This is a genomic window from Roseateles chitinivorans (assembly GCF_050632145.1).
GTDB classification, from domain to species: Bacteria; Pseudomonadota; Gammaproteobacteria; order Burkholderiales; family Burkholderiaceae_C; genus Roseateles; species Roseateles chitinivorans_B.
In genome coordinates, this window is record NZ_CP192577.1 from 3103425 (window position 1) to 3122620 (window position 19196).

General features: G+C 68.7%; 20 protein-coding genes. 3 read left to right on the forward strand and 17 right to left on the reverse strand.

Going from position 1 to position 19196, the window contains the following annotated elements:
* Nucleotides 1-765: 765 nt before the first annotated feature.
* From ACQ86G_RS14340 to flgB, 12 genes are all read right to left on the reverse strand, one after another.
* Nucleotides 766-1911, reverse strand: a complete 1146-nt coding sequence (locus tag ACQ86G_RS14340; RefSeq protein WP_431261163.1) for an EAL and HDOD domain-containing protein — start codon at nt 1909-1911, stop codon at nt 766-768.
* A 13-nt stretch (nt 1912-1924) separates the two neighbouring features.
* Nucleotides 1925-3172: a flagellar hook-associated protein FlgL gene (flgL, locus tag ACQ86G_RS14345; RefSeq protein WP_431261164.1), complete on the reverse strand. Its 1248-nt coding sequence runs from the start codon at nt 3170-3172 to the stop codon at nt 1925-1927.
* 36 nt (nt 3173-3208) lie between these two features.
* Nucleotides 3209-5185, reverse strand: coding sequence for a flagellar hook-associated protein FlgK (gene flgK / locus ACQ86G_RS14350; RefSeq protein WP_431261165.1), 1977 nt, complete (start codon nt 5183-5185; stop codon nt 3209-3211).
* Between the two features lie 62 nt (nt 5186-5247).
* Complete coding sequence (gene flgJ, locus ACQ86G_RS14355) at nt 5248-6099, reverse strand: flagellar assembly peptidoglycan hydrolase FlgJ (RefSeq protein ID WP_431261166.1); 852 nt, start codon at nt 6097-6099, stop codon at nt 5248-5250.
* A gap of 36 nt (nt 6100-6135) precedes the next feature.
* The gene (locus ACQ86G_RS14360) at nt 6136-7281 is read right to left on the reverse strand and encodes a flagellar basal body P-ring protein FlgI (RefSeq protein ID WP_431261167.1); all 1146 of its coding nucleotides are present in this window, start codon (nt 7279-7281) and stop codon (nt 6136-6138) included.
* Between the two features lie 45 nt (nt 7282-7326).
* Nucleotides 7327-8043 carry a flagellar basal body L-ring protein FlgH gene (locus ACQ86G_RS14365; protein WP_431261168.1) on the reverse strand — a complete coding sequence of 239 codons (717 nt, stop codon included), beginning with the start codon at nt 8041-8043 and terminating at the stop codon, nt 7327-7329.
* Nucleotides 8044-8137: 94 nt separating this feature from the next.
* Entirely contained in the window at nt 8138-8920 is a 783-nt protein-coding gene (flgG, locus tag ACQ86G_RS14370; protein WP_431261169.1) for a flagellar basal-body rod protein FlgG, read from the reverse strand.
* Between the two features lie 59 nt (nt 8921-8979).
* Complete coding sequence (gene flgF / locus ACQ86G_RS14375) at nt 8980-9708, reverse strand: flagellar basal-body rod protein FlgF (protein ID WP_431261170.1); 729 nt, start codon at nt 9706-9708, stop codon at nt 8980-8982.
* A 58-nt stretch (nt 9709-9766) separates the two neighbouring features.
* Nucleotides 9767-11170: a flagellar hook protein FlgE gene (flgE, locus tag ACQ86G_RS14380; protein ID WP_431261171.1), complete on the reverse strand. Its 1404-nt coding sequence runs from the start codon at nt 11168-11170 to the stop codon at nt 9767-9769.
* 77 nt (nt 11171-11247) lie between these two features.
* On the reverse strand, nt 11248-11907 hold the full coding sequence (locus ACQ86G_RS14385; RefSeq protein WP_431261172.1) for a flagellar hook assembly protein FlgD: 660 nt from the start codon (nt 11905-11907) through the stop codon (nt 11248-11250).
* A gap of 39 nt (nt 11908-11946) precedes the next feature.
* Nucleotides 11947-12363: a flagellar basal body rod protein FlgC gene (gene flgC, locus ACQ86G_RS14390; RefSeq protein ID WP_297526474.1), complete on the reverse strand. Its 417-nt coding sequence runs from the start codon at nt 12361-12363 to the stop codon at nt 11947-11949.
* A gap of 26 nt (nt 12364-12389) precedes the next feature.
* A complete protein-coding gene (flgB, locus tag ACQ86G_RS14395) occupies nt 12390-12779 on the reverse strand; it encodes a flagellar basal body rod protein FlgB (protein ID WP_088403445.1) in 390 nt (129 codons plus the stop codon).
* Nucleotides 12780-12939: 160 nt separating this feature from the next.
* On the opposite strand from flgB, the gene flgA reads away from it, so the two are divergent.
* The 3 genes from flgA (at nt 12940) to ACQ86G_RS14410 (ending at nt 14633) form a co-directional block, all read left to right on the forward strand.
* Nucleotides 12940-13764: a flagellar basal body P-ring formation chaperone FlgA gene (flgA, locus tag ACQ86G_RS14400; RefSeq protein ID WP_431261173.1), complete on the forward strand. Its 825-nt coding sequence runs from the start codon at nt 12940-12942 to the stop codon at nt 13762-13764.
* Between the two features lie 120 nt (nt 13765-13884).
* Nucleotides 13885-14208, forward strand: a complete 324-nt coding sequence (flgM, locus tag ACQ86G_RS14405) for a flagellar biosynthesis anti-sigma factor FlgM (protein WP_431261174.1) — start codon at nt 13885-13887, stop codon at nt 14206-14208.
* 35 nt (nt 14209-14243) lie between these two features.
* On the forward strand, nt 14244-14633 hold the full coding sequence (locus ACQ86G_RS14410; RefSeq protein WP_431261175.1) for a hypothetical protein: 390 nt from the start codon (nt 14244-14246) through the stop codon (nt 14631-14633).
* 53 nt (nt 14634-14686) lie between these two features.
* On the opposite strand, the gene ACQ86G_RS14415 is transcribed toward ACQ86G_RS14410, so the two are convergent.
* From ACQ86G_RS14415 to ACQ86G_RS14435, 5 genes are read right to left on the reverse strand one after another with little or no spacing between them, the layout of a single operon-like run.
* A complete protein-coding gene (locus tag ACQ86G_RS14415; protein WP_331614954.1) occupies nt 14687-15127 on the reverse strand; it encodes a DUF1841 family protein in 441 nt (146 codons plus the stop codon).
* A gap of 25 nt (nt 15128-15152) precedes the next feature.
* A complete protein-coding gene (gene kefC, locus ACQ86G_RS14420) occupies nt 15153-17102 on the reverse strand; it encodes a glutathione-regulated potassium-efflux system protein KefC (RefSeq protein ID WP_431261176.1) in 1950 nt (649 codons plus the stop codon).
* Nucleotides 17102-17764, reverse strand: coding sequence for an NAD(P)H-dependent oxidoreductase (locus ACQ86G_RS14425; RefSeq protein ID WP_431261177.1), 663 nt, complete (start codon nt 17762-17764; stop codon nt 17102-17104). Before ACQ86G_RS14425 ends, kefC begins: the two co-directional genes overlap by 1 nt.
* On the reverse strand, nt 17761-18537 hold the full coding sequence (locus ACQ86G_RS14430; protein ID WP_431261178.1) for a hypothetical protein: 777 nt from the start codon (nt 18535-18537) through the stop codon (nt 17761-17763). Before ACQ86G_RS14430 ends, ACQ86G_RS14425 begins: the two co-directional genes overlap by 4 nt.
* On the reverse strand, nt 18527-19189 hold the full coding sequence (locus tag ACQ86G_RS14435) for a hypothetical protein (RefSeq protein ID WP_431261179.1): 663 nt from the start codon (nt 19187-19189) through the stop codon (nt 18527-18529). Before ACQ86G_RS14435 ends, ACQ86G_RS14430 begins: the two co-directional genes overlap by 11 nt.
* Nucleotides 19190-19196 lie beyond the last annotated feature (7 nt).

Sequence of the window (19196 nt, forward strand, 5' to 3'; positions counted from 1 at the left end):
GCCTTCCCATGCAACAGGTCGCGCCACTCGGCCGGCAGCTCGTGCAGGCTGATGGGCATCTGCGGGCTCAGCCGCCGGCACAGCGCCGCAAAGGCGCCGTTGAATCGCAGCAGCAGGCCCTGGTCGTCGTGCATCAGCGCCGGCAGCGGACTGAGGTCGAGCCACTGGTCGATCTCCGACTGCATCCGGTCCGCGCGTTCCCGCGCCGCGAGTTCGGTGCTGTGGTCCTGCAGCAGCGCCAGACCCAGTCCACCCTCCAGCGGATGCACCCAGGCCTGCAGCAGGTGGTCGCGACCCTGGTCGTCGACCAGGCGCAACTCCTGCGCCTTGCCGCTGGGCAGCAGGCGCTCACCTTTGAGCGAGATCCCGCCCATCAGCCCCTGCAGCCGCGCATTGGTCAGCAAGACCTGGCCCTTGGCGTCGAGCACGAAAGCCGGCCAGGGGCCTTCCCACAATCCGGCCAGGAGGTCGGCCAGCGCCAGTCCACGCGCCGTCAGCAGCGCGCGCAAGGCGTCGAGGTCAGGGGAGGCGAGCGGGAGTTGGGCGGACACGCGCCGAGTTTATGCCGGGTGAGGGCGACTACCTGCTACGGGAGGTGCGTTGGCCGCCAGGTCGCAGGGCCCTGGCGTCAAGCGCCAGAACCCCGCGACCTGCCGTCCCCCATCGCTGTCGTCCTTCGACGGTTTTCCGACCGGGGACTGCAATGGAAAAAGGCCTCGCGGCGGTGCCGGCGAGGCCTCTCGTTGCTGGGGCCGAAGGCCCGCATCACTCGAGTTGCGCGGCCTTGTTCAGCGCGCGCAGGACGGCGCCGTTCACTTCGTCGGGGCCCAGCATCAGCGTGTCGAGTGCGGCACGGACGTCGAAGACCGATTCGTTCTCGATCGCCTGCACCAGGTCCAGGTAGCCCTTGTACGGACCGGTCTGGTCGACCAGCGCCTGGCGCACGCGCTCGGGCACCGGGATCGACTGGAGCAGCTTCTCGAAGGGCTGCTTCAGCATGTGGTCCAGCAGCGAGAACAGGCCGCAGATGAACATCTCGTCGCGGACTTCGGAGTCCGTCATGCTCTTGGCCAGCTCTTCCATCACCAGGCCGCGGCGCAACGCGCCGAACATGACCGGGCGCATCGCGTGGTCCTTGCTGGCCGTGGCCAGCAGCAGCGCCAGCCAGCGGCGCAGGCGGGCGTAACCCAGCAGCATGATCGCGTGGCGGAACGAGGACACCTCGACCGACAGGCCGAAGGCCGCGGAGTTCATGTAACGCAGCAGCTTGAAGGCCAGGCTGGGGTCGCGCTTGAGCGTCTGCTCCAGGCGCTCCACGTCCTCGCCCTGGTCCACGCGCGACATCAGTTCCACGATGACCTGCAGGTCGGCCTGCGAGTCGTTGCGGGCCGCCGGGGCGGCGGGCGCCTCGAACTCGCCGTGCACGGTCCAGCCCAGCACGCCGGCCGCGCCGGCATCCAGTGCCTGCTTGAAGTCGCCGCCGTTGCGGGCGCCGGAGACCAGCACCGACTTGCCGGCCGGCAGCGGGCCGCCACCGAGCTCCTGGAGGTCCAGCACCAGCTGCTTGAAGCCGGCCGCGTCGGAACGGCCCTTGATCAGCGCGCCGCGGGCCTGCGCCTGCGCCGCGACGTCCGCGTCGGACAGCAGGAAGGCCGGGACTTCGATCTTGAAGTTGCCCGGCAGCGCGGCGGCCAGCAGGCCCTTGAGCAGGCCTTCGTGCGCCACGTTCAGCAGCACGGGTTTGGTCGGGAAGGCCTCGGCCAGCGCGGCCAGCAGCTCGGCGGCGTCGGGCGTGCCCTCGGGGCGAAGCGCGAACACCGTGACGCGGGTGGCCTCGATGTCGAGGGACTTGGAAACCAGGGGCGCGTACCCCAGGGCCACTTGGCCCAGCACGGCGTGTGTCGAGTTCATGCAGATCGGCGCATCAGGTGTTGATGTACTGGAACAGCGACATGCGCTGCACCATCGAGTAGGTCTTCAGCGCCGCATCGTAGCCCGTCTGCTGATTCTGGAAGTCGGAAATGCCCTGGGTCATGTCCAGATCCTCTGCGGCAGATTGCTCAGCCTTGTTGTAAACCTTGAGCGTCTGCAGCCGGGACTCCGAACCGTCGAGGTTGTTCATCTGCTCGCCCACCTGGCTGCGCACGTTGGCGAGGTTGCCCATCACCGCGTCCAGGTCGCGCAGGTTCATGAGGTTGTTCTGCGTGATCTCGGGGCCGGTGCGGCCGGTGACCTTGAGCGATTCGATGGTGCGGTCCAGCACTTCGAAGAGCTTCAGGTCGGCCGTCGACGGCTTGACGCTGAAGGTGTCGCCGTCGGACGGCGCGCCGGCGAGCGTCATCGCCATGCCGTCGAACTTGACGGTCTGTCCGGCGGCGTAGTTGTCGCTGGCGACCGGCACGTGGCCCTGGGATTCGTTGAAGACGGTGTAGGTCTGCGAGGGGGCGGTGCCGCTGACGACGATGCTGTAGCTGTCGCCGGTGATCAGCGCCGGGTCGGTGACGCGGCCGGAGTCGATGTAGCCGGTCGAGGCCCTGCCGGTCAGCGCGTTGGGGGCGGGGCCGGTCTCGAAGGTGCCGTTGCCGCTGCGCGCCTGCTCCCAGGCCTGGCGGCCGTCGACGCTGAGCGGGTAGTTCTCGAGGTTGCCGGTCGTGACGCTGCCCGAGACGCCCTCGAAGCCGACGCCGCCGCCGGTGCGGTTGCCCGACGCGTCGCGCTGCACCGGGTTGTCGAGGAAGGGCGTGCCGGAGGTGCCCTGGCCGGAGAACAGGTAGCCGCCCGCGCCGTCGGTGCGGTTGGCGATGGACAGCAGCTGGTCGCGCAGGCCCTGGACCTTGTTGGCCAGGCCCTGGCGTTCCGGATCGCTGTAGCTGGCGTTGCCGGCGGCGACCAGCGCCTCGCGGATCTGCTGCATCAGTTCGTTGGCGTCGCCCAGCGCGCTTTCGGCCAGCGTCATGCTGTTGCGGCTGGCGTCCAGCGCGCGCTGGCTGGCGTCGACCTGTCCGATCGAGGTGCGGGCGCGTTCGGCGCGGGCCGCGCCGGTCGGGTCGTCGCTGGCCTTCTCGACGCGCTTGCCGCTGGTCAGGCGCTGCTGCGCTTCCTGCATCTCCTGCTGGCGGCGCTGCAAGGTCGCGATGCTGGAGTCGAACATGTTGTTGGTCGAGAGTCGCATGGCTGCGTCCTTCAGGGTTCAGTCGATCGGGCCGCGTCAGCGGCCGACCACGCTCAGCAATTGATCGAACAGGCTCTGCGCGGCCTGCAGCATCTTGGCGGCCGCCTGGTAGCCCTGCTGGAACTGCATCAGCTTGGCGGCCTCCTCGTCGAGGTTGACGCCGGCCTGGCTGGAGCGGGTCTGCTCGGTGTCCGAGGCCACGGTCGTGGAGACCTGCGCCAGGTAGTCCGCGCCCTGCACGCGCGAGCCGATGTCGGCCATCGCGGCGGCGTAGGCCTCGTTGACGGTCTGGCCGCGCGACAAGGTGCCGTCGACCTGCAGCTGCTTGCCCAGGAAGGGCTCCTTCTGCATCGCGAGGAAGGCCTTGGCGTTGCCGTTGTTGGTGGACACCACCTGGTCCGACACCTGCATGGCGATCTTGTCGCCCTCGCGCGGCACGCCGTTGATGCTCAGCTCGAAGCCGAGGTCCACGCCGTTGGCCGGGTCGTTGCCGATCTTGCCGCCGGCCTTCCAGGTGCCGCTGACCTGCGTGTTGTCCGACAGCGTGATCGTGTAGTTGATGCTGTTGTCGGGGTTGACGGCGCCGAATTCGACGGTCGCGGGCTGCTTGCTCTTGTCGAACTTGTCGTTGATCGCGTAGAGCGTGTCGACGGTCGCCGTGCCCTTGTTGTTGACGTTGGTGGTGCCGATGATCGGCGACGCCGCCGCCAGGCCCGCCGGATCGTCCAGCGCGCGCTTGAAGCTGCCCGCCGCGTTGGCCACCGGCTCCAGCAGGAAGCTGTCGCCCTGCTGCATGGTGCCGCTCGTCGACAGGCTGATGCCGTAGGCCGCCTTGATCTGGTCGTTGTTCATGATCGTCGGCTGGCCGCCCGGGCGCACCGAGATCTGGTAGCTGTCGGGCGTGCCGGTCGGATCGGGCGTGACCGTGAAGGACAGCGCCGGCACCAGCGAGCCGTCGGTGACGGTCGCGCTGATCTTGGCGTCGCCGCGGTTGGTCGTCGCCGGCAGCACCGTCGGATTGGCGATCGTGAACAGCGGCCCGCCGGCCTGCGCCTTCAGGTCGATGCCGAGCTTCTGCTGCTCGTTGACGCGTGACGCGATCGCGGTCGCCATCTGGCCGAGCAGGTTGCGGGCGTCCTGCAGGTGGGTGTTCTGGTAACGCAGCATCGCCGTCAGCGTGCCGCCGGTCAGCGTGCTGTCGTCGAGCACGCGCGTGCCGCTGGTGTCGGTGATCGAGAGCTGCGCGCGCGCGCCGTCGTAGGGATCGGGCGTGACCGACAGCTGCTGCGCCTGGCCGCCGAGCACCAGCACCTGGCCGCCGCCGATGAACACGCCGGTCGTGCCGTCGCGGGCGTTGGGGACGGTGCTGACCTGCACGTACTGGCTGAGCTGCGAGATCAACTGGTCGCGCTTGTCGAGCAGGTCGTTCGGGGTGTGGCTGGTGCCGGCCGAGCGGGCGATCTGGTCGTTGGCCGCGGCGATCTGCTTGGCGAGTTCGTTGACCTGCTTGACGTCGGCGTTCATGTCGCTGACGACGCCCGACTGCAGGTCGGCGAGCTGCTGGCCGGCGCTCTGGAAGCGCGCGGCCAGCGCCTGGGCCTTGCCCAGCACGACCTGGCGCGCCGACGGATCGTTCGGACGGCTGGCCACGTCGACCAGCGCGTTCAGGAAGTCGTTGGCCGACTGGCCGATGCTGTCGTCGCCGGTGGGGAAGAGCTTCTCCAGCTGCGCCAGCTGCGACTGCATGGTCGTGTCGGCGAAGGCCTGCGACTTGGCGGCCGCGGCCTCGCGGGTCAGGAATTCGTTGTGCGAGCGGGTCACCGTCTGCACGTTGACGCCCTTGCCGAAGTAGCCCGCGCCGGTGAACTGGCCCTCGGGCGTGGTCAGCACCACTTCCTGGCGCGAGTAGCCCTGCGTGTTCGCGTTGGCGATGTTCTGGCCGATCGTCTGCAGCGCCGCCTGGTTGGCGAACATCGCGCGCATGCCGAGCGAGAGCAGCGGAGAGGTACTCATGTCGGTGTCCTCGGTCTTTCCTGGGCGTTCTAGGCGTTCAGGACGTGCTCAGCGGCGCGCGATCAGGCCAGCGCGCGCTGCACGCGCATCGTGGTGTTGATCGTGCGCGCCAGCTTGGTCGCGTACTCGGGGTCGGTGGCGTAGCCGGCCTTCTGCAGGCCCTTGGCGAAGCCCTCGGCGCTGCCGGTGTTGGCCTTGGCGACGACGTCGCGGTAGCGGTCGTTGTTGCCGATCAGCTTGGCGTAGTCCTTGAAGGCCTCTTCATGGCTGGCGTAGGCGCGGAACTTGGCCGTCACCTTGACCGCCTTGCCGTCGATGTACTCGGTGGTCTGCACCTCGGCGACCTTGCCGGTCCAGTTGGCGCCGGCCTTGATGCCGAAGATGTTGTTGCTGCTGGTGCCGTCCTTGTTCAGGATCTCGCGCTTGCCCCAGCCGGACTCGTGCGCGGCCTGCGCGATCATGAAGCTGGCCGGGATGCCGGTCGCCGCCTGCGCCGACTTGGCGGCGGCGTCGTGCTTGAGGATGAACTCCTGCACGTGCGGCTGCACGTTCTTGACGGCCAGCGCCGGCAGCTGCGGGACCTTGGTCGCGTCCTTCGCCGTCGGCAGCTCGCCGTCCTTCACGCCGAGCTGGCGCTGCAGATGGCGCTCGATGGCCTGCGACAGGCCGCCGGGCAGGCCGGTCATCTTCGCGGCGTACTGCTGGTCCAGCATCTCGCCGCCCATCTGGGTCGCCGAGTTCTCCATCATCCCGCTGTTCATCGTGGCCTGGCGCATGCTCTTCATCACTTCCTGCATGAAGAGGGCCTCGAACTGGCGCGCGGTCTCCTTGACGGCGGCCTTGGGGTCGCGCGACGCGGTGCCCTTGAGCTGTTCGACCGAGCGCGTGTCCGACGACAGGCCGTTCACGCCCATGCCGAGCGCGGTGCTGAGGGGGTGGAGAGGGCCATGTCAGATCACCTCGAGTTCGGCGTTCAACGCGCCGGCGCTCTTCATCGCCTGGAGGATCGCCAGCAGGTCCTGCGGCGTGGCGCCCAGCGTGTTGAGCGCCTTGACGACGTCGTTCAGGCGCGCGCCGGCCGGCAGCTGGATCAGCGAGCCGGGATCCTGCTTGATCGAGATGTCGGTCTTCTGCGTGACCGTGGTCTGGCCGCCGGACAGCGCATTGGGCTGGCTGACCTGCGGCGTGCTGGAGATGGTCACTGCCAGGTTGCCGTGCGCGACCGCGCAGGGCTGCAGCGTGACGGCCTGGTTCATGACGACCGAGCCGGTCCGCGCGTTGATGACGATGCGGGCGGCCGGGGTCTCCTGGTCGAAGCTCAGGTTCTCCATGTCGGCCAGGAAGGCGACGCGCGCGTCCGGCGCCAGCGGGGCACGGACCTTCACGACGCGGCCGTCCAGCGCCATCGCCGTGCCTTCGCCCTTGGACTTGTTGATGGCCTTGGCGACGGCGCGCGCGGTGCCGAAGTCGGAGGCGTTCAGGTCCAGCTGCAGCCATTCGTTCTGCTGCAGCGGCGTCGGCACGCTGCGCTCGACCAGCGCGCCGCCGGGGATGCGGCCGGCGCTCAGGTGGTTGATCTGGACCTTGGAACCGCCCGCGGACGCGCCGGCGCCGCCGACGATCATGTTGCCCTGGGCGATGGCGTAGACCTGGCCGTCGGCGCCGCGCAGCGGCGTGGCGATCAGCGTGCCGCCGCGCAGGCTCTTGGCGTTGCCCATGGACGAGACGACGACGTCCAGCGGCTGGCCGGGTTGCGCGAACGGGGGCAGGGAGGTGGTGATCATGACCGCCGCGACGTTGCGCGGCTGCATGGTCACGCCGGGCGGGAGCAGCACGCCGAACTGCTGCAGCATCGCCGTCATGCTCTGGCCCGTGAACGGGGCCTGCGTGGTCTGGTCGCCGGTGCCGTCCAGGCCCACCACCAGGCCGTAGCCGGTCAAGGGGTTGGAACGGACGCCCTGCACCGCGGCGACTTCCTTGATGCGCGTCGCCTCGGCCGGCGTCGCGATCGCGAGCAGGGCCATCAGCGCGAGCAGGCCGGAGGCCAGCAGGCGAGGGGAGCGGGAAATGAAGCGGGGGAGGGTGTTGGGGTACATCTCGGTCACACGGTTGCAGACTCGTGTGACCGATTGTGGGGAAACTTAAACGGGCGAAAGGTTCAAGAAGAAGCGGGATAGCCAGCCAATTCCGTGCGCGTCGGCGACGGCGCCGCGACCGCGCTGCTCGACCCGGACGTTGGCGATCGCCGTGGAGGCGACGATGTTCCCCTGACGGATCGACTGCGGGTCGACCTGGCCGTAGAAGCGCAGCACGTCCACGTTGGCGTTGACGCCGACCTGCTTCTCGCCCGAGATCAGCAGGTGGCCGTTGGGCAGCACGCCGGTGACGACGGCGGTGATGGTGCCGGAGAAGTCGTTGGTGTTCTCGTTCGTGCCCTTGCCGGTGCTCTTGCTCGACGAGGAGCCGGCCACGTCGGCGCGGCCGGCGCCGAAGGAGTTCGCGGCGATGCCCGGGATCGCGGTCACGCCGGCGGCCAGGGCGCCGCTCTTGTCCAGTTCGCTGGTCGACTTCTGCGTCGCGCTGACCTTCTCGGTGATCGTCACGGTGACGATGTCGCCGACCAGGCGGGCGCGGTGATCCTCGAACAGCGGCCGGTAGTTCGCGTTCTGGTAGATCGCGCCGTTGTTGGCGGAGGCCGGGATCGGCTCGGGCATCTTCACGACCGGCGCGGGCTGCATGTCCACGCGCGGCTGCGGGTACATGGTCGAGCACGCGGTCAGCGCGAAGACCGCCGGCACGACGGCCAGCAGGACGACGGAACGGGGAAGGGGTCGGGGCAGGGACGGGAACGAAGGCATGACAACTCCTGGGATCGCGGACAGGTACGAAGGCCCCCGCATCGTCGCGCGGGCGTTCAGCGCCCGATCGGTCGAAAAGCGGGGCGAGCGCCCGTCAGAGCTGCGAGAGCTTCTGGAGCATCTGGTCGGTGGTCGTGATCGCCTTCGAGTTCATTTCGTAGGCGCGCTGCGTCTGGATCATCTGCACCAGTTCCTCGACGACGTTGACGTTCGAGGTTTCGACGAAGCCCTGCTGCACCGTGCCCAGGCTGTTCTGGCCCGGCGCGCCGGTCTGCGGCGTGCCGGAGGCGACGGTCTCGGCGTACAGGTTGCCGCCCAGCGATTCCAGCCCCGGCGGGTTGATGAAGTTCGCCAGCTGGAGCTGGCCCAGCGTCGTCGGCGTGGCACTGGCGGCGGTGGTGACGCTCACCGTGCCGTCGGCGCCGATGGTCAGGGTCTTGGAGTCCGCCGGGACGATGATCCCCGGCAGCACCGTGTTGCCGTTGTTGGTGACGACCTGGCCGTTGGCGTCCAGCTGGAAGCTGCCGTCGCGGGTGTAGGCGGTGGTGCCGTCGGGCATCTGGACCTGGAAGAAACCGTTGCCCTTGACGGCGACGTCGAGGTAGTTGGACGTCTGCGTCAGGCTGCCCTGCGAGTGGCTGCGCGAGGTCGCGACCGCGCGCGAACCCAGGCCGACCTGCATGCCGGTGGGCAGCGTGGTCTGCTCGGTGTTGTTGGCGCCGGGCTGGCGCAGCGTCTGGTACATCAGGTCTTCGAAGACCGCGTGCGACTTCTTGAAGCCGTTGGTCGAGACGTTGGCGAGGTTGTGGGAAATCACGTCCAGCTGGGTCTGCTGGGTTTCCATGCCGGTCTTGGCGGTCCAGAGCGAGCGAAGCATCGAAGTCTCCTAATCCTGTGGCAAATGCGGTTCCGTACTGCGAACTGTCGGCAGGCGGATCAGCTGTCGGACAGCAGCTTGGAGGCTGCCTGGCCGTGGGTCTGGGCGATCGAGAGCATCTTCATCTGCTGCTCGAACTGGCGGGCGGCGGCGATCATGCCGACCATGGTCTCGACCGGGCTCACGTTGGAGCCCTCGAGGGCGCCCGACTGCAGCCGGGCGGCGGGATCGGCGGGCAGCGGGTCGCCGCCGTCCGCAATGAACAGGCCGTCGTCGCGGCGCGTGAAGCGGCCGTCCTCGGTGACCAGCTTGATGCGGCCGATGTTCACCGGACGCTGGCCGTCGGCCTTGGCCACGACGGTGCCGTCGTCGCCGATGGAGATCGTCGAGTTGGGCGGCACGGTGATCGGACCGCCGTCGCCCAGCACCTGCAGGCCGTTGCGCATGCGCAGCACGCCCTCCTGGTCGACGTCCATCGAGCCGGCGCGGGTGTAGGCCTCGGTGCCGTCCAGCGCCTGCACGGCCATCCAGGACTTGCCCTTCATGGCGACGTCCAGGTTGCGGTCGGTCGTGGTGATCGGGCCGGCGGTGAGGTCGTGGCCGGTGGTCGTCTCCAGCGCGAAGGCGCGGGTGGAGGCGCCGTCGCCGCGGATCGGCACCGCGCGGAACGCCTGCAGCTCGGCCCGGAAGCCGTTGCTGTTGGCGTTGGCGAGGTTGTTGGAAAGCACGTCCTGGCGCGACATCGCCGCCTGGGCGCCGCTCATCGACAGGTAGATCATGCGGTCCATCGGTACTCCTCAGCGATCGGCAGTCAGGGGGCTCGGAACGTCGGCGGCTGCGCGGGGATCAGCGCAGGTTGACCAGCGTCTGCAGGACCTGGTCCTGCGTCTTGATGGTCTGCGAGTTGGCCTGGTAGACGCGCTGCGCGGTCATCATGTTCACCAGCTCGGAGGTCAGGTCGACGTTGGATTCCTCCAGCGCGCCGGGGGTCAGCACGCCCAGGTTGCCGTCGCCGGGGACGCCCACGACCGGATCGCCCGACGCGTTGGTGCGTGCCCAGACGTTGCCGCCAAGCGGCTGCAGGCCTTGCGGGTTGCGGAAGTTCGCCAGCTCGACCTGGCCGGCCGGCTTGGATTCGCCGTTCGAATAGCGGGCGGTGACGATGCCGTTGTCTTCCAGCTTGATGCCGACCAGTTGGCCCGGCGCGTAGCCGTTCTGGCTCAGGTCGGTCACGGCGAAGTTGGAGCCGTTCTCGGTCGCCGAACGCAGATCGAACTTGATGCCCTGCACTGACGGATCGGACGGATCGGCCGGCGGCGCCGGGATCGGCAGCGTCGGGGCGCCCTGCGAATTCGTGCCGGCGGGGATCTTCAGGTTCAGGAACTCGCTGGGTCCGGGCGAGACCGGCTTGCCGCCGGTGGGCAGGAAGGTCATCTGCGTGAACGGCGTCAGCGGGTTGCCCTTGGCGGTGCCGTCGTCGGTCTCGATCGGGTTGCCCTGCGAGTCGAACTGCACGGCGCTGCCGTTGGCCGTCAGGTAGACGTTCCAGACGGTGTTGCCGTTGGCGTCGTCGTTGTTGGCGCGCTGGAAGTACATGGTCAGCGCGGTCGGCTGGCCCTTGGCGTCGTACACCGTCATCGACGTCGCGTTGTTGTACGAGGTCGGGTCGTTCAGCGTGATGCCGGTCTTGTCGATCTTGGCCGAGTTCGGGTCGGCAGGGTCGGTCAGGTCGTAGGCGGCGGTCGGGCCGGCGCGGGAGTCCAGGTTGAACTCCATCTTGATGTCGCTGGTGACCTTGGGGTCGATGCCGCCGGTGGGCAGCTTCAGGCCCTGGGCCAGGCCCGGCTGGATCACGCCGTTGGCGTCGGCGGGGTAGCCCATCAGCTTCAACTGGTCGTTGTTGACGATGTTGCCGTCCTTGTCGACCTTGAACTGGCCGTTGCGGGTGTACACCGTCGGGCTCTTGCCGTCGGAGACCTGGAAGAAGCCCGCGCCGTTGATCGCCAGGTCCATCGGGTTCTCGGTGATCGAGATGTTGCCCTGCGTGAACTGCTGGGCCACCGTCTGGATCTGCACGCCGATGCCGACGTCGTTGGAGCCGGCGCCGTTGAGCGAGGCGGCATACATGTCGGCGAACTCGGCCCGCGACGACTTGGCGCCGTAGGTCTGGGAGTTGGCGATGTTGTTGCCGATGACTTCCAGGTTCTTGCTGGAAGCGTTCAGTCCGGAGAGGCCTTGTTGGAAGCTCATGGTCGTGTCCTTGGGCGATTCAGGCGGGAATCTGCGGGGTAAAGCGGGGGGCTGGGCTGGGGGCGGAGGTGCTGGGATCAGCCCAGCGACCGGACCTTGTCGTAATCGACCAGGCCGGAATTCTTGAGTTCGAGCTGCAGCGTGGCGCCGCTCGTGTTCACCGCGCGCACCGTGTCGCGGGTGAGGGTGGTCGCGGTGACCGGGGCGCTGGCGTTGGTCGCCGTGACGCGGAAGCTCAGGTTGGTGGTCTCGGTGGCCTTGGACGCATCCCAGGTGTAGGACTGCATGCCGGCCTTCATCTTGCCGAGGTCCTGGGTGGAGATCACCTCGCCGGCACCGTTGAGGATCTCCAGCTTGACGGCGTCGGCGGCGCCGCCGAGGTCGAAGCTCATCGTGGATTTCCCGTCGGCGACGCTGATCTTGTTGCCGGGGACGGTGACGTCGCGGCCGACCAGGCTGACGCTCTGCAGCGCCTGCATCTGGCCGAACTGGCTGCCCAGCGCCTGGATGCTGCTGTTGAGCGTGCTGACGCCGGTGACGGTCTGGATCTGCGCCATCTGCGTGGTGACCGCGGCGTTGTCCATCGGGTTCATCGGGTCCTGGTTCTGCAGCTGCGCGACCAGCAGCTTCAGGAAACGGTCGGAGGTTTCCTGCGCGCTCGTGCCGGTCGCGCTCGCGGCGGCCGTGTTCGTGGCGGCGCCGGTCTTCGTGTTGTTGTTCAGGGCGGTGAAGTCCATGATGGGCGTTCCGGTCGGTTATTCAGGAAGGTCGGGCGATCAGCCCTGGCCCATCTGCAGGGTCTTGAGCAGCAGCGACTTGGCGGTGCCCATGACCTCGAGGTTGTTCTGGTACGAGCGGGAGGCGGAGATCATGTTGACCATCTCCTCGACGCTGTTCACGTTGCTGTACGTCACGTAGCCGTCGGCGTCGGCCAGCTGGTGGCTGGGGTCGTGGATGCGGCGGCCGGGGGTCTGGTTCTCCTGGACGCCCACCACCTGCACGCCGACGTCGGTCTGGTCCATGCCGTTCTGGGCCAGCACGCTCTGGAACACGACCTGGCGTGCCTTGTACGCCTGGCCGTCCGGGCCGGCGACGGTGTCCGCGTTGGCCATGTTGCTGGCCACCGCGTTCAGGCGCTGGCTCTGCGCGCTGACGGCGCTGCCGCTGATGTGGAAGATGCTGAACATCGACATGACGGGCTCCTTCTTCTAGCGCGCGATCAGGACGCGTTCGGCGACTTCATCGCGTCCAGCATCGTGCGGATCGAGCCGTTCAGGAATCGCAGCGAGGCCTCGTACTTCACCGTGTTGTCGGCGAAGCTGGCGCGCTCGCGGTCCATGTCGACGGTGTTGCTGTCCATGCTGGTCATCGAGCTCAGGCTGCTCTGCAGCGCGTTCTGGGTGCGCTGCGTCAGGGTCTGGTTGGAGTCCGAAGGATTGGCCGCCGGGGAGGTCGCCGCGCGCAGCGCCTTGGCGAAGTCCATGTCCTTGGACTGGTAGCCCGGGGTGTCGGCGTTGGCGATGTTGCTGGCCAGCAGACGCTGGCGCTCCGCCCGCAGGGTCAGCGCCTGGGACTGGAAGCTCATCGCGTCGGTCAGTTTGTTCAGCATGTCGTTTCTCCTTCGGACGGTCGGGGCGCGTCGGACGGCCCGGTTCTGTCACGTTCGAGCATTGTGTTCAGCAGGTCCGAAAACATGAGCGCGATAAGACGGGTGATCCCGGCGCATTTCGAAGCCACCGGCGAGCCCCGGATCCGTACAGTTCCGACCCATGCCGCAAAGCTGCCACTCCACCCATGCCCGCCACGCGCAGGCGCTGCCCGCCCTGCTGGCGGGGGCGCTGATGTCCGTATGGTTGATGTTCGGGCTGGTGGACGAGGCCGACGCGCAGACCGCGGCGCCGGTGCAGGTCGCCGTGGCGCCGAACATTTCTGTTAGCGAACCCGGCGGCTCGGGCCTGAACGCGCTGGACGCGACGCTGGAAGACCGTCTGCAGACGCTGGCGATGGCCGGCGCCCGCCAAGTGGCACCGAATCAGGCCCGCGTGGAGATCGAGATCGGCAAGCTGGACCCACGCCTGCGCCTGGCGCCCTGCGCACAGATCCAGCCCTACCTGCCGCCCGGCACCAAGATGTGGGGCCGCAGCCGGCTGGGACTGCGCTGCGTGGCCGGCGTGACCAAGTGGAATGTGACGCTGCCGCTGACCATCAAGGTCTACGGCCAGGCGTTCGTGGCCGCCGCCGACCTGCCGACGGGCACGATCCTGACTCAAGAACACTTCCGGCTGGCCGAAGTAGATATTGCGGGCGAGGCCGGCGCCATCTATACCCAAGCGGATGGCTGGCTCGGACGTCACCTCGCCAAGCCGGTCGCGGCCGGTCAGGCCCTGCGGTCCGTCGACCTCAAGCTGCGCCAGTGGGTGCAGCCGGGCGACCGGGTGCAGGTGATGGCGACCGGTGACGGGTATGCGATCGCCGGCGAAGGCCAGGCGATGGGCGTCGGGCTGGAAGGCCAGGATGTCCGGGTACGTTTCGACAATGGCCGCATGGCCACCGGGCGTACGATCGGTGAACGACGGGTGGAGGTGGTACTGTGACGGCCTTCACCGAGAGATCTGTCTATTTTGTGAAGCCCGGCCCTCAAGTTCCGTCCAGGCAGGTCGATAAACCCGCTAATGGAAGGGATCCGGAAGTTCTCGGGCCCATGGAGAAACGCCATGAAGATCGGTAACAACGCTGACATCAACGCCTACTCGAAGGTCGGCGGCACCGCTGCCGGCGCGACCGAGGGCGGAGCCAAGACCGCCAAGGGCGGCGCCGCGGCCCCCTCGAACGAGGGGTCCAAGGTCGAACTGTCGAGCACGGCGAGCAGCCTGATCTCGGGCACCGGCCCGGACGACGGCAGCTTCGACGCGGAGAAGGTCGCCCGTATCGCCAGCGCGATCGAGAAGGGTGAGTTCAAGATCAACGCCGACGCGATCGCCGACAAGCTGATCGCCAACGCGTCCGAGATGCTGGGCCGCACCCAGCAGTCGCACTGAAGCGCCCCACGACCCCAGCTTTTCCGGTGACGCACATGACCGCCACGCCTCTGACCACGACCGCCGTCGACCTGGAGCAACCGCTCCAGGACGTCGAAAGCTGCCTGAACCTGCTGGGCGACGCGCTGCATCGACGCGACTCGCAGGCGATCGAGCTGCACGCGGCGTCGTTGCATGCGGCGCTGGCCCGGGCGATCGAGCAGTTCAGTGCCGCCGCCCGCACGGGGACCGTGCCGCAAGGCCTGCGCACCCGCCTGATGCAGGCCGGTGGCCGCGTTGCCGCCCAGCGCGAGTCGCTGGCCCGCGCGACCGCGGCGCTGGACCGCGCCATCGACGTGCTGATGCCGGGCGAGCCGAGCGGCCTGTATGGCGCGTCCGGCAAGAACGAGCGCAAGTCGGGTCTGGGTGGAGCGATCCAGGCGTAAGCCGGGTTCACTCCCCAATGACGAAGGCCACGCAGTGCGTGGCCTTTTGCATTTCAGGTCGGCGTCCGTGTGGCCTTGCGCCTCAGGCAGTCCAGATAGACGTGGCCGTCCGGCGGTAGCCCGCTGCGCTGAGACGTCCAGATCATCTCGCCCAGGCACTCCATGGCCTCGTGGTGGGCTTCATGGAGCGACTGGCGGCGGGCCGCCAGCAGGTCCAGCGCCTGGCGTACGCCGGTCGGCTGGTCGATCTGGTGCTGCTCCATCAGGCTCAGGTGCATGGACAAGTGCAGGAACGGATTCGTGCGGCCGTCCTCGACCGTGTAGACCGCCGCCAGCGCGGCGTCTTCGTCGGCGAGTTCGTCGTGGTATTCCGGATGCTGCTCGATCCAGTCCGAGGCGATGGCCTCCATCGGCGTCAGCGGCAGCTTGTCGCGGTACTTGCGGAAGGTCTGGCAGAAGAAGCGCCGGACCTCGAGTTGGGAAGGGGCAAACATAAGCGTCGGATTGTCGCCGGCCTCGTCAGGCCTTGTCGGGCTGGGGATGCTCGGATGTCGCCGGTGCCGCGCCGGGCGCCAGATGCGGTTCCTGCCACGGGTTGCGGACCTTGCCTTCCGCCAGCGCCTTGCGTTCGGCCGCCAGGCGCTCTTCCAGCTGCTCGCGACCGCGCTTGGACATCGCGATCAGCGTGTCCAGATCGCCGCGATGCGGGCGCAGTTCCTCGGTCTGCTCGACGGTGTGCCGCCGGAAGCGCCACGCCATCTGCCGCGCCGCGTGCGGCTCCCAGCCCAGCTGCTGCAGCACGCTGCGCGCGCTCATCAGCGCGGAGTCCAGCGTCTCGCGCTCGATCAGTTCGACACCCAGCTCGCGCAGCGCGTAGTAGTGCTGCACGTTGCGTGCCCGCGCAACGATCGTCAGGTGCGGGAAGTGCTGCCGCGAGATCTCGGCGATCTTGACGCTGTGGTTGAAGTCGTCGACCGCCAGCACCAGCACCTGCGCGTGCTGGGCGCCGGCGGTGCGCAGCAGTTCCAGCCGCGTCGCGTCGCCCCAGAACACCCGCCAGCCGAAGCGCCGCAGCGATTCGACGGTGTCGGCATCGTGGTCCAGCACCGTCGCCGGAATGCCGTTGGCGAAGAGCATCCGCCCGATGATCTGCCCGTAACGTCCGAAGCCCGCGATGATCACCGTGGACTCCTGCTGTTCGGTGAGTTCGTGCGGGGACTTGCGCTCGATCTGCCCGGCGCGCCGCTGCGCCCAAGCCAGCAAGGCCGGCGTCAGCGCCAGCGACAGCGCGACCGCCGCCACCAGGACCGAGCGCTGCGAGGCGTCGAGCAGCGTCGCCTGTTCGGCGAGCTGGAAGACGACGAAGCCGAATTCGCCGCCCTGCGCCAGCAGGATGACGAAGACCGCGCGCTCCGGCCGGGGAAGGCCCATCGCCCGGCCCAGCACCGCCAGCACCAGGCCCTTGCACAGCCACAGCGCGGCCAGCAGGCCGAGCACGGCGAGCGGCTTGTGCCAGAGCACCGTCAGGTCCAGGCCCATGCCCACGGCGATGAAGAACATGCCCAGCAGCAGCCCCTTGAACGGCTCCAGGTCGGCCTCGAGCGCGCGGCGGTACTCGCTCTCGGCGAGCAGCACGCCGGCCGCGAACGCGCCCAGCGCCATCGACAGCCCGACCTTCTGCATCAGCATCGCCGCCGCCAGCACCAGCAGCAGCGAGGCGGCGGTGAAGATCTCCGGCGTGCCGCTGCGCGCGATCCAGCGCAGCAGCGGGCGCAGCAGCAGCCGGCCGCCGAGCACGATCAGCACCAGCGCGCCGAGCGCCAGCCAGATCCGGTATCCGGAATGTCCCGCCGCGGGCCGGCCCTGGCTCGCGAGGATGGGCACCAGCGCCAGCACCGGGATCGCGGCGATGTCCTGCAGCAATGCCACGCTGATGACGCTCTGGCCGGCGCGCGTGTTGCCGAGGTTCTTCTCGCTGAGCGTGGCCAGCGCCACGGCCGTCGACGACATCGCCAGCCCCAGCGCCGCGATGACGGCGGCATGCCAGTCGGCGTCGAGGAAGAAGGACGGGATCAGCAGCAGCGCCGCGCACCCCAGCATCTGGGCCGAGCCCCAGCCGAAGATCGGCCGGCGCATCGCCCACAGCCGCTTGGGCTCGAGTTCGAGGCCGACCAGGAACATCATCAGCACGACGCCGAATTCGCCGACCTCCAGCACCGTCGCCGGTTGGCTGATCAGCCCCAGCACCTGCGGACCGAGCAGCACGCCCGCCACCAGGTAGCCCAGGATCGAGCCCAGCTTCAGCCCGCGCGCCAGCGGCACGGCGAGCACCGCCGCGGCCAGCAGCACGAGCGGGGTCAGCAGCCAGTTGCCATGCGCGCCATGCGCGGCGGCTTCGGTCGACGTCACCGCGGCGGAGGCAGCGGCCATCGCGGCGGAGGCCGCGTTCATCGGCGTGGAGACATCCATCAGACCGGCGCTCCTTCCTCGCGCACCGGGCGCTCGTCGTCGGGGACCGTCTCCTGCGCGGGATCGGGCTGGTGCTCGCACCATTCGGGCAGGACGCGCAGTCCCTCCACGAAGGCCTGCGCATGGGCCTGGACCTGCTCGGCCGGCGCCTTCTGCGCGCCGTGCAGGATCAGCGGCGGCAGGAAACGCATGCCGCACAGCGCGGCCGTCTGCGCGTAGGGCAGCAGGAAGTCGCCGACCGGGTGGCGGTTGTAGCCTTCGGCGCTGTAGGAATGCTCACTGCCGCCGGCGGAGGTCACCAGCCACAGGTCCTTGCCGTGCAGCGCGTGACCGGTCTGGCCGTAGGCGAAGCCGACGCTCAGCACCTCGTCCACCCACAGCTTCATCAGCGCGGGCATGCCGTACCAGTGCATCGGATGCAGCCAGACCAGCATCTCGGCGTCGCGCAGCGCCTCCTGCTCGGCGTGGGTGTCGATCGAGTAGTCCGGATACAGCGCGTAGAGGTCGCGCACGTGGACGTCGGGCAGGCCGTGCGCGGCGGACAGCATCGCCCGCGTGACGCGGGAATGAGCCAGGTCCGGATGCGCGACCAGGATGAGGATCGACGAAGCGCCGCGTTGGGCGGCAGGAGGCGAGGGGAGGATCGAGGCTGGCGAACTCATGGGGCCGGAGTATCCGGCACCTCGCTGATGGCGGACATCTCCCGGATCCAGACCGTGCCGCCTCGGCGCTCCGGCCACTGTCCGCCGGGGAGGAGACGGATCTCGATCTTTTCAGGAGATTGGCCTGCGGCGACCAGGGCATCGCGGACGGCGAGCAGTCGTCGATAGGTGGCCTGCCGTGCGGCGGTCTGCTCGAGATCGGTGGCCGCCGCGACCTGGAGCATCCGGCTGCGTTTCTCCGGTGTCACCCATCGTGTCAGTGTCGAGGCGGCTGCCTCATCCAACCCCAGCGTTCCCGCCGGATAGCCGACGTCCAGACGCCATCCGCCCTCGGGCAGCGCGACTTCCTGGATGGCGATCGGCAGCGCGTCGGAGGGCGCCTTGGAGGTCGAACGCACATGCAATGTGAGGTTGTCCAGGACGAATAGTCCGTTCGCCGGGGCGGACGCGGCGGTCGGGGCCGGCGGTGGTGAGGGGGCGGTGCGCATCGCCGGCTCGCGCATCGCGAGCCCAGGCGCCGCGGACCGGATCGGCATCGAGATCGTTGCTGCGGCCGTCGTCGCCGGAACGTCGGAAACGGACGCCACCGCTGGCGGCGTCGGTGGCGCGTGACGAGGTTCGCGCGTCGGCAAGGGGCTTGACATCTGCAGTCCGGTCGCCAGCAGACCACCACAGAAGATCGACACCACGAACAGCAGGTTGAGCACCACATTGATCAAGGCGTCGACATAGCCGGGCCAGAAATCGATGGCGTTGACGCGGTCAGCGCGCATGGCGTTCTCCTTCGCTCGATGGTGCCGCCGCCTCGATGACGATGGTCCTCGGGTTCCATTCGGCGTCGGATGGCACATCGGCGTCGAGCAGTTGGAACTGGATGCGGTCCGCCGCGATGTCCAGTTCCAGCAGCGCGTTGCGGACCGCCATGATCCGGATGAAGGCGGCCCGGCGTGCGGCGGCGGACGCGTCGCCGGGAAGCCTGGCGGTCAGCCGCAGGGACTGCCGCGCAGGCAACGGGGACAAGGCCGTCCGCAACGATGCGCGGATCTCGTCGTTCAGCGCATGGGCGTCCTCGTCGAAGAGCAGCGCGATGCGGCCACCGGAGGTGGCTGGATCAGGCGCACGCGGCTTCGGCACCGACGCGGGCGACGTCGCCGCCTTCCATGCGGAGGCCGATGCCGATGGGTCCCGCGGCACCAGGATTGGCGCGGCGGTGTCGACGACCTGAGGCGATGCGTCTGCCAACGCGGCGTTGGGCGGGGGATCGGCTTCGCTGTCGATCTGCCGAAGTTCCTGCCTCACGGCCTGGCTCACGAGGAACAGGTCACCGCCCAGGATGGCGATCACCAGCAGCAGGGTGATCGCCAGCCCGGCGACGGCCGCGACGTAGCCCGGCCACACGTTGGGGCTGTTGGGAGCGCTGCGCATGATGGAC